This window comes from Rhizobiaceae bacterium (genome assembly GCA_023953845.1).
In the GTDB taxonomy this organism is placed as follows: Bacteria; Pseudomonadota; Alphaproteobacteria; order Rhizobiales; family Rhizobiaceae; genus Arvimicrobium.
In genome coordinates this window covers 3,348,619-3,360,870 of the sequence record JAMLJC010000001.1, presented here as the reverse complement: position 1 = coordinate 3,360,870, position 12,252 = coordinate 3,348,619, and the positions used below count along the sequence as shown (strand labels likewise).

Genomic DNA, 12,252 nt, shown 5'->3' with positions numbered 1-12,252 from the left:
GACCGGCGCGCGGGCCGACAATGCGGCACCGTTTTTCAGTCAGGTCGGAAATTCCTCACCGCCGCCGCTTCGGCTTTTCCAAGAGCGCCACGGCTTCCACATGAGGCGACCACAAGAACTGGTCGACCGGCGTGACGCTTTTCAGCGCGTAGCCACCGGCGATCAGGATCGCGAGGTCGCGCGCCAGGGTGACTGGGTTGCAGGAGACGGCGGCGATTTTCGGGATGTCCGACCGCGCGATCTGCTTCGACTGGTCCTCCGCACCCGCGCGGGGCGGGTCGAAGACGAGGCCGTCGAAGGCGTTGAGTTCCTTGAAGGTCACCGGTCGGCGGAAGAGATCGCGCTTTTCCGTGGTGACGCGGCGCAGGCCGGTTCCCATGCGAAAACCGCGGTCGAGCGCGGCGAGCGATGCGGCGTCGCCCTCGACCGCATGCACCTCGGCGGATTTCGCGAGCCGCAGCGCAAAGGTGCCAGAGCCGGCGAAAAGATCCAGAACCTTTCTCGCCTTGCCGATATGGCCAATCACAAGTTCAGCCATGGCATTCTCGGCCGACGGCACCGCTTGCAAAAAACCGCCGGGCGGCGGCGTGACGGTGGCGCCGCTGAAATCGACCAGCGGCTTTTTGGGCTCGACGATGATCTCGCCGTCGACCGTCAGCCGCGCGATGCCGGACCGCACGATGAAATCGGTAAGCGCGCTGCGGTCGGCCGCCGTCAACGGCCCGCTGTCGCTCGCGGCGATGTCGAGGCCGGATTCGGTGCGCGTCACCGTCAGGTGGAAGGGCAGGCGCGTGCGCGCGACCCGTGCCGCGACGTCGCGGACGAGTGGCAGCTTCGTCTCGATCTCGAGAACGAGGATCGGGCATTCCTCGATGTCGACAATCTCGTGCGAGAAGGCGCGGTTGTAGCCGAGCACCGCGCCGCGCTCGGTGCGGCGGGCGGAGAAGACGGCGCGGCGTCGCGAGGCCGGCGCGCAGGGCACGATGTCGGCGACGGGCGCGTCGATGCCGCGCGATTTCAGCGCATCGACCACCTTGCCGCGCTTCCAGGCGAGATAGGCATCGCGCTCCATATGCTGGAGCGAGCAGCCGCCGCACACGGTGAAATGCCGGCAGGCAGGCGCGATGCGCTCCGGCGAAGGCTCCAGCACGGAGATCAGTTCGGCCCTCTCCTTCTGGCGGGCCGCCGTCACCTCCTCGCCGGGCAGGGTGAAGGGGATGAAGACCGGACCGCTCTCGGTATGCGCGACGCCGTCGCCCTGCGCGCCGAGGCCATGGATGCGGAAGCGTGAACTCATTGGTCCTTCACTCCCGCCAGCAAAAATTCGCGGTTGCCGTCGCCGCCCTCGATGGGTGACGGGGTGAGGCCGATCGCGCGCCAGCCGGAAACGGCGTCGAGCCACAAGCGCAGATCCTCCGCGACACGCGGCGCGTCATTCGGGTCGCGCAGCAGTCCGCCCTTGCCGATGGCCTCCCGCCCCGCCTCGAATTGCGGCTTTACCAGAAAGACCCCCTTCGCTCCCGGCGCGGCAAGCGCGAGCGCCGGCGGCAGCGCCAGTTTCAGGGAAATGAAGCTGACGTCGGAGACGAGGAAGTCGGGCGCGGCGCGAAGATGCGCAAGGCCAAGATCGCGGGCATTCAGCCCTTCCAGCGCGGTGACGCGCGGATCGGCGGCGAGTTCCGACGCAAGCTGGCCGTGGCCGACATCGACAGCCGTCACATGCGCCGCGCCGCGCTCCAGCAGCACCTGTGTGAAGCCGCCCGTCGAGGCGCCGATATCGAGCGCCTCGCAACCGGCCGGATCGAAGCCGAAACGGTCGAGCCCGGCGATCAGTTTTAGCGCGGCGCGGGAGACGTAGCGCTGTGCCGGATCGTCTATGACGATCGCCGCGTCTTGCGCGACCGGCTGGCCCGGCTTGGCGGCGACGCGCCCGTCGACCGTGACGGTGCCGCGCTCAATGGCATCGCGCGCCCGCGAGCGGGTGGCGAAATCGCCCCGGCTGACGAGCAGTTCGTCAAGGCGCTGGCGCTGGCTGGCGTTCCCGGAGGCGGTCATCGGCTCTCAGTGTCTGATCCAGAAGTCGCCACGCCGGTCTGCAAATGGCGATTTCTGCGCTTCCGGCGCTCACGTACCAGACGTACGCTCCGCTCCGGTTCTCAAAATCATCATTTTCGCCTCGGCCTGGCGTTTCTTGATTCAGACACTCATTGGCGAAAGCCGCCGGGGAAGGCAAGTTTTGTCAGAAGACGTGGCGCGCGAACTTGCGGTCCACGGCGAGCGTCAGGCGGCCCTGCCGAATCCCATCACGATCAATTCTCCGTTCCGGTCGCACCGCCGGAACGGAGCCGGTGGTCAAAGGGTCCGGCTGCACGAACTCCGCATCGGCGCCATAGTCGAAGCTGCCCCGGATATCGCCGATCGTCTCGGCGATCCGCGCCTTTACGGCGTCCTCGAGCTTGCGGTCGTAACGGGCTTCCGCCTGCGCGGAAGCCGTCAGCATGGCGAGCGCCGCCGCGCAAACGAGCGTGGTCTTCATGGTTGTCGTTGTCTCCCTGCCGTGGCGCGGTTCTAGCGCAGGCAGGCTAAGAAACGCCCAAGGGAAACGGTAAGCGAAGGACGAAAGAGCAGCGTAAACAGGTGGTTATCGGCGAGAGCGGGGAAGGTGATTCAGGTGGTGTCTGGCGATGCTGGAACGGAGATGGGAAATTCGCAATTAGGGCGAAACTCGTATCAACCGCCACCTGTCGTCGCCGCTCAGGCGCGGGCAGCCCTGACTTCCTGTCCCAGCGCCACGAACACAGTCTTCACGATGCCGGCGGCGTCCAGCCCCGCATCGGCATACATCTTTTCCGGCTTGGCGTGGTCGGTGAACTCATCCGGCAGCACCAGCGACCGCACTTTCAGCCCATGATCCAGCAGGCCCTCGCGGGCGAGGAAATGCAGCACCTGGCTGCCGAAGCCGCCGACCGAGCCCTCCTCGACCGTTATCAGCACCTCGTGCGAGCGGGCGACGCGGCGGATCAGATCCTCGTCCAGCGGTTTGGCGAAACGCGCATCGACGACAGTGGTGGAAAGACCGGCCGCACCCAGTTCCTCGGCGGCGAGGAGCGAATCGGCGAGACGCGTGCCGAACGAGACAAGCGCGATCTTGGCGCCTTCGCGCACCACACGGCCCTTGCCGATTTCCAGAAGCTGGCCGCGTTCCGGCATCTCGACGCCGACGCCGTTGCCACGCGGATAGCGGAAGGCGATCGGACCGGCATCGTAGGCGGCCGCCGTGCGCACCATGTGGCGCAGTTCCGCCTCGTCGGCAGCCGCCATGACGACGAAGCCCGGCAGCGAAGCGAGATAGGCCGTGTCGAAGGCGCCGCAATGGGTCGGACCATCGGCCCCGACGAAGCCGGCGCGGTCGATCGGAAAACGCACCGGCAGTTTCTGGATGGCCACGTCGTGGACCACCTGATCATAGGCGCGCTGCAGGAAAGTCGAATAGATGGCGCAGAAGGGCCTTAGGCCCTCCGTCGCGAGGCCGGCCGCAAAGGTGACGGCATGCTGCTCGGCGATGCCGACATCGAAGATGCGGGACGGGAATGCCTCGCCGAACAGGTCGAGACCAGTGCCGGACGGCATGGCGGCCGTTATGGCGACGATCCTGTCGTCCCCGCGCGCCTCCTGGATCAGGCTTTCGGCGAAGACTTTCGTGTAGGCCGGAGCATTGGCGGGCGCCTTGGCCTGCGCCCCGGTGATGACGTCGAACTTGTTGACGCCGTGATACTTGTCGCTGGCCTCCTCGGCCGGCGCGTAGCCCTTGCCCTTCTTGGTGACGACGTGGATCAGCACCGGGCCGTCGCCATGGTCGCGCACATTGCGCAGCACCGGGATCAGGTGCTCCAGATTGTGACCGTCGATCGGGCCGATGTGGTAAAAGCCGAGCTCCTCGAACAGGGTGCCGCCGGTGACGTAGCCGCGCGCATGCTCCACGGCGCGGGAGACGGCGCGCTCGGCCCGCTTGCCGAAATAGGAGGTCAGCTTCTTGCCGATGTCGCGCAGGCCGAGATAGGCGGGGCCGGAAGCCAGCCGCGCGAGATAGGCGCTCATCGCCCCGGTCGGCGGCGCGATCGACATGTCGTTGTCGTTGAGGATGACGATCATCCGGGCGTCCAGCGCGCCGGCATTGTTCATCGCCTCATAGGCCATGCCCGCCGACATGGCGCCGTCGCCGATCACCGCGATGACGTTGTTGGCGCCGCCCTTGAGGTCTCGCGCCACGGCCATGCCGAGGCCGGCCGAGATCGAGGTCGAGGAATGCGCCGCGCCGAACGGATCGTATTCGCTCTCGGCGCGCCTGGTGAAGCCGGAAAGCCCGCCCTCCTGCCTGAGCGTGCGGATGCGGTCGCGGCGGCCGGTGAGGATCTTGTGCGGATAGGCCTGATGGCCGACGTCCCAGATCAGCCGGTCGGCCGGCGTATCGAAGACGTAATGCAGCGCCACGGTCAGCTCGATGACGCCGAGGCCGGCGCCGAGGTGGCCGCCGGTCTGCGACACCGCGTCGATCATCTCGGCGCGCAGTTCGGCGGCGAGCTGCGGCAGCTCGCTTTCCTTGAGCGCACGCAGGTCCGCCGGGATGCGTACCCGGTCGAGCAGCGGTGTTTCGACGGTGGAACTCACGATCCGGCTGATGGTCCGTGTTGAGAAACTGAATCCGAAATAGAGGGCATGTTCCTGAATGTAAATGTGCAGCAGTGACGCGCTCGGGGCTATCGCGCGCAAATAGCCAGCAAATTTCTCTCAGCGAGGATATCTTGTGAACGCCTCAGCCCGCAGGCAGGGGCACGAATTCTTCCTCGTCGCCCGGCACGATGTCGAACTTGCCGGTCTTCCATTCTTCCTTGGCCTGCTCGATGCGCTCCCTGGAGGAAGACACGAAGTTCCACCAGATATAGCGTTTCGAACCGAGCGAGGCGCCGCCGAACAGCATGAAATGCGCGCCATGCTCCGACGACACCACGATCTGGTCGCCGGGGCGGAAGACGAGCAGCCGGTCGGAGGGAAAGCGGTCGCCGGCAATGACGACGTTGCCTTCGAGAACGTAGATGGCGCGTTCCTCGGCATCGGCCGGAATGTCGATGCTGGCGCCCGCTTCGAGCCGGATGTCCGCGTAGAGCGTGTCGGAATAGCCCGTCACGGGTGAGGCGAGACCCTGGAAGCCGCCCATGACGACGCGGCCGCTGGCGCCGCCGTCGGCAAATTCCGGCAGGTCGCGCCGCATCGTGTGCTCAAAAGCGGGTGCCATTTCCTCCCTGGCGTCCGGCAGGGCGATCCATGTCTGCAGGCCGGAGATAGAGAGCGGGTGGCCGCGCAATTCCTCCGGCGAACGCTCGGAATGGACGATCCCCCGCCCGGCCGTCATCAGGTTCACGTCGCCGGGCTCGATCACCATCTCGGTGCCGAGCGAATCGCGGTGCCGGATCCTGCCGTCGAAAAGATAGGTGACGGTGGCGAGCCCGATATGCGGGTGCGGGCGCACGTCGAGGGCCTGATCGGCGCGCAGGATCGCCGGCCCCATGCGGTCGAAGAAGATGAACGGCCCAACCAGCCGGCGCTTGGCCGTCGGCAGGGCGCGGCGAACGGGAAAGCCCTCAATGTCCTTGGCGTTGGCGATCACCATGAGTTCCAGCGCATCGCAGGAGAAGGCGTCGCCGGGTTCGGGATCGCGTGCCGGAAAGAAGCTCATGGATGGACGCTCCTCATCAGGGCCATGTCAGTATGCCGACATCATAGCGCGAGAGGTGGCGATCATAAGTCACGAACTGCATGTTCTCGAGTATCGCCTGAGCCAGCATCAGCCGATCAAACGGATCACCATGCAGCATTGGCAGCCGCTCGACGAAGGCGGCGTGGGCAGGCGTGACACTGAGAAGATTGAAGCCGGCAGTTTCGAAATGCCCGATCGCCTCATATCCGGAAAACGGCGGACTGTCGGGACGCCTCAATCGATGCTTTATTGCAATTTCCCATATGGCGACGACCGATACGGCAACGATGTTCTCCGCATCGCTTATCATTTCCATTAGAAGCTCAGGAATGCGCTTCGGCTCGGTCAGCGTCCAAATCGCGATATGGGTATCGAGGAGGAGTCTCACTCTTCCTCGCCGAGAAACATGGCTTCTATCTCGGCATCCATGGCCTGAAAGGCCTCAAAATCCATAGGCGGATATTTACCTGCGAGCAGCCCCAACTGGCGCTTCTTCTTCGGCTCGGCAATCGGCACCAGCCGCGCCGCCGGCTTGCCGTTGCGCGCGATAATGATTTCCTCTTCGGCTCCGCTCTCCACCGCCTCGACTAGCTTGGACAGCGTGGTCTTGGCTTCGAGCATGTTCACCATACCCATTGGAAATTCCTTAGCTAGATCTAGCTAAGTATAGGCAGATAGGGCGCTCGTTTCAATCCTTTGGCAGAGGCGGCCCAGCCTCAAGCGCCGTCGAGCGGCTCCGTGCCGACCGGCTTACCGTCGCGGGAAAGGCGAATCTTTTCAACCTTGTCCTCGGCGGCCTTCAACAGGCGGTCGCAATGCGCCTTCAGCGCCTCGCCGCGCTCGTAGATGCGGATGGACTGGTCGAGCGGCACGTCGCCGCGCTCCAGATCGTCGACGATCTTCTCCAGCGCGTCGAGCGCCTTCTCGAAGCTCATCGCCTTGATGTCGTCGTTCGCCGCTTCGCTCATGGCTCACCCCCTCATCAGGCGGCCGACATGGGCCGCGACGGAAAACGAAAGTCCCTGCAGGTCGTAGCCGCCTTCGAGCAGGCTGACCAGACGGTTTCCGGAAAGACGGCCGGCGCATTCCATCAACTGGCCCGTGGCCCAGTCGAAATCGTCCTCGGTGAGGTTGATCGAGGCCAGCGGGTCGCGATGGTGCGCGTCGAAGCCGGCCGAGATGATGATCAGGTCCGGCCGGAAGGCGTCGATGCGCGGCAGCACGCGCGAGAGGAAGGCGTCGCGGAAGAGATCGCTGCCGGTATCGGGCGCGAGCGGCGCGTTGACGATATTGCCGGCGCCCGTCTCGCTCGTGGCGCCCGTGCCCGGATAGAGCGGCATCTGGTGCGTCGAGCAGTAGAGCACCGTGGGATCGTCCCAGAAAATATCCTGCGTGCCGTTGCCGTGATGCACGTCCCAGTCGACGATGGCGACGCGCTCCGCGCCGTGCCGGCGCTGGGCATGGCGGGCGGCGATCGCCGCCGTGTTGAAGAGGCAGAAGCCCATGGCTGTCGCCTTTTCCGCGTGGTGACCCGGCGGACGCGCGGCGACGAACACATTGTCGGCTGCGCCCGAAAAGACGTCGTCCACGGCGGCGTTGGCTGCGCCGATGGCATGCAGCGCGGCGTCCCAGCTTTTCGGGCTGGCCGTCGTGTCGGAGTCGATGCGGGCGATGCCCGTCTCGGGAATGGTGGCGCGCACCCGCTCCAGAAACTCCTGCGGATGGGCGAGCAGGACGGCCGCCTCGTCGCCGGTCGGCGCCAGCTTGCGGTCGAGCGCGACAAAGGCTTCGTCGTCCAGCACCCGCTCGATCGCCTTCAGCCGGTCCGGCCGCTCCGGATGTCCCGGCGGCGTGATGTGCTCGAGGAAGATGGGATGATGATAGAGTCTGGTGACCATGGCCCCGCATATAGGCGGATCATGGCCGCTTGGCTATGTTCGCAGGTGCGAAAGCCCCGAGATCAACAGCCCGCGGATGGAGAAATCCCCTTCAGTTCGCCGTCGACGGCCTGCCGAAAGCGCCGCGCAATTCTTCCTGCGCCCGGTCCTTCAGGTCGCGGAATTTCCGCGAGGCGCTTTCGAGCCGGCTGTCCCATTCGGCATCGGGCACCTGCCCCTCTATGGTACGGAAATAGACCTGCATCAGGGCGGCGATGGCGAAGGGCTCGATGAAGGCGGAGACGAAACCCCAGGCAAGCACGATGGCGAAGACGAAAACCCAGCCCGCCGGCTGGCCGGGCATGGTGTAGACGATCCAGCCCGCCGGAACGAGGAACATCAGGAACATCGCGCCGCCTACCACCCAGATCAGGGCCGTGAGCCAGGCGGCGTTCTTCACCATGGTCGTGCCGTTCTGTGCGTAGAGCACGAGGCCCCGGCGCCCGGTCTCGAACGGCGTGGTGCTGCCGACACGAATGTTGTAGCCGAGAATGATCTCGTCGACATAGGTCACCGACATGCGGATGACGGCGTTGACGATCCGGATCAACCCGTCGAGCCCCGGAATGGGGATGAAGGCGGCGATGCCGCCGAGCAGGCCGGTGATGGCGGCAAGCACTCCTTTGATGAGCTGGTCGAGCGCGAAAAGGACGTTGGCCTCGGCGAAACGCTCCGTCACGATGCCGCGTCCGTAGGCAAGCTGCCCCTGCCCGCCCGGAATGTCGCGCCCCTCGATCAGATGGACCATCACCGCGATGTGCCCCGCCTTGACGAGATAGAGCATGTATTCGCGGACCCAGTAGAGCACGATCGAGACAAGGCTGAAGCCGACTATGCCGCCCCAGAAAGCAAGGCCGACCGGCCCACCGGCGTCATCGAAGACATGCCCGGCGCCCCAGCCAATGCCGGCGCCGGTTCCGCTGACGATGATGTAGGCCAGCGTGATGGCGGAATAGATTATGAGGCGGAGCAGCACGTAAGGCCAAGTCCGCACCACTATGCCGACGGTGCGGCCGATCTCGAAATCCCACATCGCGGCGCCCCTCGCTGTCCCGGCGAAGCTGACCGCATCGGTCGGCCTTGTCAATCACCGGCGGCGGAGGGCCGGTAGTGTCGGTCGCCGGACAGGCGCTACTGGATCTCCGTTTTCGCGATGCGGATGCCGAAGCCTTCGAGGCCGACATAGTGGCGTTCGCGCGAGGCGATAAGGTTGATCGAACTGATGCCGAGATCCTTCAGGATCTGCGCCCCGAGGCCGATAACGCGCCATTCGCTCTCGCGGTTGCGCGCCTCCACGTGCTCCTCGCCATGGGCCGGACGGTTGCGTCCGCGGCTGCCGACGCCGACGGAGCCCTCGCGCAGATAGACGATGACGCCGCGCCTGGCCTCCCCCATACGCCGCATCACCTCGCGCAGACGCTCCGACGTGCCGAACACATCCGCCACCACGTCTTCGGGATGCAGGCGGACGGGCACGTCCTGTCCATCACGAATGTCGCCGAAGACGATGGCGAGATGCTGCATGGTGTCCCATGGCAGCGTGTAGGTGAAGGCCTTTGCCTTGCCGCCCGGCGTGTCGATCTCGAACGTATCGACGCGCTCGACCAGCGTTTCCTGCCGTTGGCGATAGGCGATCAGGTCGGCGACGGACACCTGCTTCAGCCCGTGCTTTTCCGCAAAGGCGGCGACCTGCGGCCCGCGCGTCACCGTGCCGTCGTCGTTGACCAGCTCGCAGATGACGCCGACCGGCGGCAGACTCGCGAGCTTGCAGAGGTCGACGGCGGCCTCGGTGTGGCCGGAGCGCATGAGCACGCCGCCCTCGCGGGCGATCAGCGGGAAGATGTGGCCGGGGCGGGCGAAATCGGAAGCGCCGGCATTGCCGTTGGCGAGGTTGCGGACGGTGAGCGTCCGGTCCTCGGCCGAGATGCCGGTGGTGGTGCCGTGCTTGAAATCGACGCTGACCGTGAAGGCGGTCGTATGAGCGGAATCATTGTCCGACACCATCGGCCCGAGGTTCAGACGCTTGGCGTCCTCGCGCGTCATCGGCGTGCAGACGATGCCGGAAGTATGGCGCACGATGAAGGCCATCTTCTCGGGCGTGCAGTGCACGGCGGCGACGATCAGGTCCCCCTCGTTCTCCCGGCCGTCATCGTCGGTGACGACGACAATCTCGCCGCGCTCGAAAGCGCGGATGGCTTCGACGACATGCTTCTGATCGTAAGGCATGGTTCAGTGAGCCGTGAACAGTGAACGGTGAACGGTCAAATCCGGCATTCCACAAAAACCCGGCGCGCATACTTTCATCATATCAAACACTCTAATCTGTTCACTGCCCACAGTTCACCGATCACCGGCCGGTTTGTCCCCGATGCCGCAGATAATGATCGGCAATGGCGCAGGCAACCATGGCCTCGCCGATCGGCACGGCGCGGATGCCGACGCAAGGGTCGTGACGGCCCCTGGTGCGCACCTCGACATTGTTGCCGTCGCGATCGATGGACTGGCGCGGGGTGAGGATGGACGAGGTCGGCTTCACCGCGAAACGCGCGACCACGGGCTGGCCGGTCGAGATGCCGCCCAGAATGCCGCCGGCATGGTTCGACAGGAAGATCGGCTTGCCGTCATTGCCCATGCGCATCTCGTCGGCGTTTTCCTCGCCGGTGATGCGCGCCGCCTGGAAGCCGTTGCCGATCTCGACGCCCTTCACGGCGTTGATCGACATCAGGCCGGATGCGATGTCCTGGTCGAGCTTCGCGTAGATCGGCGCGCCGAGGCCCGCCGGTACGCCCTCGGCAACGATCTCGATCACCGCGCCGACGGACGAGCCGTTCTTGCGGACGCCGTCGAGATAATCGGCGAAGATCGGCACGGAAGCGCGGTCCGGCGTGAAGAAGGGGTTTTCGGCGTCGCCGATGAAATCCCAGTCCCAGTTCGACCGGTCGATAGATTTCTCGCCCATCGAGACCAGCGCGCCGCGCACGACCAGTCCCGGCACGACCTTGCGCGCCAGCGCGCCGGCCGCCACGCGCGCCGCAGTCTCGCGGGCCGAGGAGCGGCCGCCGCCGCGATAATCGCGGATGCCGTATTTCACGTCATAGGCGTAGTCAGCATGCCCCGGCCGGTATTGCCGCGCGATCTCGCCATAATCCTTCGAGCGCTGGTCGACATTGCGGATCATCATGGAGACCGGCGTACCGGTGGTGACCAGCGTTTCGCCTTCCTCCTCCAGCACGCCGGAGAGGATTTCCACCTCGTCGGGCTCGCGACGCTGGGTGACGAAGCGCGACTGGCCGGGTCGGCGCCTGTCAAGTTCGGCCTGGATCCCGGCGCGCGTGAAGCGGATGCCGGGCGGGCAGCCGTCGACCACGCAGCCCAGCGCCGGGCCATGGCTCTCGCCCCATGTGGTCACGCGAAACAGATGACCGAACGTGTTGTGCGACATGGAAAAGTCCCTCGGCCGGATGGCCGCCTCGCGCCTTCTATGGGCGTTTTTTCCGCGGGTCAAACGCAGGAGCGGCGATCAGGCCCTGTGAAGAGCGGGCATTGACGCAACCGCCCCTATCCAAGGCGTTTTAGTTTTGACACATTCAGCGTGTTAGTCAGCCACGCTCAGGCAGCGAGCCCGCCCAAGACCCCACTCAAGAGGTTCTCACATGCGTACCGTATTCGGCGTCATCGCCGCCGCCCTGCTTTTTTCGAGCGCTGCATTCGCCGCCGAAACCGAGGGGCTGATCAAGTCGATCGACAAGGACAATTCCACGATCACGCTGGATGACGGCAAGAAGTACAAGCTGCCCGGCGAGTTCGACGTCGATTCGCTCAAGGAGGGCATGGACATCCTGCTGGCCTATGACGAAGTGGGTGGCGAGCGCCTCATCACCGACATGAACGTTTCGGAAGCGGCGCAGTAGGCTGCACCCGCCGCGCGGCCTGCCTAAAGCCAGGTCAGGCTGCCATTCTCGAATTTGAGAACCTTGTCCTGCGGCACCGAGAGTCGGGCGCACGCCCGTTCCGGCACGCCCTCGATCAGCCGGAACAGAACGCGGATGATGCCGCCATGCGTGACGCAGACGCTTGGCGAGCGAATGCCCTCCACAAACGGCCGCACCCGCTCCAGAAGTATCTGGTAGCTCTCGGCATGCGCGCCGGGGGGCACGAAATTCCACTTGTCCCTTGAGCGGCGGACGCCCGAGCCCGGATCGCTTTGCTCGAGCTCGGCATAGGTGAAGCCCTGCCAGTCGCCGAAATGCAGCTCTTTCAGGCGATCGTCGGTGCGGTACGCCAAGGGATCGAGGCCCATGGCGCGGCGGATGCGCTCCATCGTCTCGCGCGTACGTCGCAGCGGGCTTGCAACGAAATCGAAGGTTTCCGGCTCTGCGATCAGATCGCGCAGGAGTTCGCCGTTGCGCGTCGCCTGCTGCCGCCCGAGGTCGCTGATGTCGGTATCGGCCTGTCCCTGAAGACGGCCCTCGGCGTTCCAGTCGGTCTCGCCATGACGGACGAAATAGACAAGTGGTGATATTGGCGGGGACATTTTGCAGGCTCCTCGCCGTCAACGGC

14 protein-coding genes are annotated in these 12,252 nt (G+C 65.4%); 1 reads left to right on the top strand and 13 read right to left on the bottom strand.

Annotated features, from left to right (window positions below):
* Positions 1–55: 55 nt before the first annotated feature.
* From M9955_16445 to aroC, 12 genes are all read right to left on the bottom strand, one after another.
* Positions 56–1,297, bottom strand: coding sequence for a class I SAM-dependent RNA methyltransferase (locus M9955_16445; protein ID MCO5083234.1), 1,242 nt, complete (start codon positions 1,295–1,297; stop codon positions 56–58).
* On the bottom strand, positions 1,294–2,055 hold the full coding sequence (locus M9955_16440; GenBank protein MCO5083233.1) for a TlyA family RNA methyltransferase: 762 nt from the start codon (positions 2,053–2,055) through the stop codon (positions 1,294–1,296). The genes M9955_16445 and M9955_16440 overlap by 4 nt, the downstream gene beginning before the upstream one ends.
* A gap of 184 nt (positions 2,056–2,239) precedes the next feature.
* A complete protein-coding gene (locus M9955_16435; protein MCO5083232.1) occupies positions 2,240–2,536 on the bottom strand; it encodes a hypothetical protein in 297 nt (98 codons plus the stop codon).
* A 218-nt stretch (positions 2,537–2,754) separates the two neighbouring features.
* Positions 2,755–4,668 carry a 1-deoxy-D-xylulose-5-phosphate synthase gene (gene dxs / locus M9955_16430; protein MCO5083231.1) on the bottom strand — a complete coding sequence of 638 codons (1,914 nt, stop codon included), beginning with the start codon at positions 4,666–4,668 and terminating at the stop codon, positions 2,755–2,757.
* 145 nt (positions 4,669–4,813) lie between these two features.
* Entirely contained in the window at positions 4,814–5,734 is a 921-nt protein-coding gene (locus M9955_16425) for a pirin family protein (GenBank protein ID MCO5083230.1), read from the bottom strand.
* Positions 5,735–5,750: 16 nt separating this feature from the next.
* Positions 5,751–6,143, bottom strand: coding sequence for a type II toxin-antitoxin system VapC family toxin (locus M9955_16420; protein ID MCO5083229.1), 393 nt, complete (start codon positions 6,141–6,143; stop codon positions 5,751–5,753).
* Positions 6,140–6,385, bottom strand: coding sequence for a type II toxin-antitoxin system prevent-host-death family antitoxin (locus tag M9955_16415; protein ID MCO5083228.1), 246 nt, complete (start codon positions 6,383–6,385; stop codon positions 6,140–6,142). Before M9955_16415 ends, M9955_16420 begins: the two co-directional genes overlap by 4 nt.
* Before the next feature lie 86 nt (positions 6,386–6,471).
* Complete coding sequence (locus tag M9955_16410; protein MCO5083227.1) at positions 6,472–6,723, bottom strand: exodeoxyribonuclease VII small subunit; 252 nt, start codon at positions 6,721–6,723, stop codon at positions 6,472–6,474.
* A 3-nt stretch (positions 6,724–6,726) separates the two neighbouring features.
* On the bottom strand, positions 6,727–7,653 hold the full coding sequence (locus tag M9955_16405; GenBank protein MCO5083226.1) for a histone deacetylase family protein: 927 nt from the start codon (positions 7,651–7,653) through the stop codon (positions 6,727–6,729).
* 91 nt (positions 7,654–7,744) lie between these two features.
* A complete protein-coding gene (locus M9955_16400) occupies positions 7,745–8,725 on the bottom strand; it encodes a hypothetical protein (GenBank protein ID MCO5083225.1) in 981 nt (326 codons plus the stop codon).
* A gap of 98 nt (positions 8,726–8,823) precedes the next feature.
* Positions 8,824–9,918 carry a 3,4-dihydroxy-2-butanone-4-phosphate synthase gene (gene ribB, locus M9955_16395; protein ID MCO5083224.1) on the bottom strand — a complete coding sequence of 365 codons (1,095 nt, stop codon included), beginning with the start codon at positions 9,916–9,918 and terminating at the stop codon, positions 8,824–8,826.
* 121 nt (positions 9,919–10,039) lie between these two features.
* Entirely contained in the window at positions 10,040–11,134 is a 1,095-nt protein-coding gene (gene aroC / locus M9955_16390; GenBank protein MCO5083223.1) for a chorismate synthase, read from the bottom strand.
* Between the two features lie 211 nt (positions 11,135–11,345).
* Here aroC and M9955_16385 point away from each other — a divergent pair, with 211 nt between their 5' ends.
* A complete protein-coding gene (locus tag M9955_16385; protein MCO5083222.1) occupies positions 11,346–11,603 on the top strand; it encodes a DUF1344 domain-containing protein in 258 nt (85 codons plus the stop codon).
* Between the two features lie 23 nt (positions 11,604–11,626).
* On the opposite strand, the gene M9955_16380 is transcribed toward M9955_16385, so the two are convergent.
* On the bottom strand, positions 11,627–12,214 hold the full coding sequence (locus M9955_16380) for a histidine phosphatase family protein (protein ID MCO5083221.1): 588 nt from the start codon (positions 12,212–12,214) through the stop codon (positions 11,627–11,629).
* Between the last annotated feature and the right edge of the window lie 38 nt (positions 12,215–12,252).

Coding starts and splice junctions, on each gene's coding strand:
- M9955_16445 (MCO5083234.1), bottom strand. CDS start 1,297: ATGAGTTCACGCTTCCGCATCCATGGCCTCGGCGCGCAGGGCGACGGC.
- M9955_16440 (MCO5083233.1), bottom strand. CDS start 2,055: ATGACCGCCTCCGGGAACGCCAGCCAGCGCCAGCGCCTTGACGAACTG.
- M9955_16435 (MCO5083232.1), bottom strand. CDS start 2,536: ATGAAGACCACGCTCGTTTGCGCGGCGGCGCTCGCCATGCTGACGGCT.
- M9955_16425 (MCO5083230.1), bottom strand. CDS start 5,734: ATGAGCTTCTTTCCGGCACGCGATCCCGAACCCGGCGACGCCTTCTCC.
- M9955_16415 (MCO5083228.1), bottom strand. CDS start 6,385: ATGGTGAACATGCTCGAAGCCAAGACCACGCTGTCCAAGCTAGTCGAG.
- M9955_16410 (MCO5083227.1), bottom strand. CDS start 6,723: ATGAGCGAAGCGGCGAACGACGACATCAAGGCGATGAGCTTCGAGAAG.
- M9955_16405 (MCO5083226.1), bottom strand. CDS start 7,653: ATGGTCACCAGACTCTATCATCATCCCATCTTCCTCGAGCACATCACG.
- M9955_16400 (MCO5083225.1), bottom strand. CDS start 8,725: ATGTGGGATTTCGAGATCGGCCGCACCGTCGGCATAGTGGTGCGGACT.
- ribB (MCO5083224.1), bottom strand. CDS start 9,918: ATGCCTTACGATCAGAAGCATGTCGTCGAAGCCATCCGCGCTTTCGAG.
- aroC (MCO5083223.1), bottom strand. CDS start 11,134: ATGTCGCACAACACGTTCGGTCATCTGTTTCGCGTGACCACATGGGGC.
- M9955_16385 (MCO5083222.1), top strand. CDS start 11,346: ATGCGTACCGTATTCGGCGTCATCGCCGCCGCCCTGCTTTTTTCGAGC.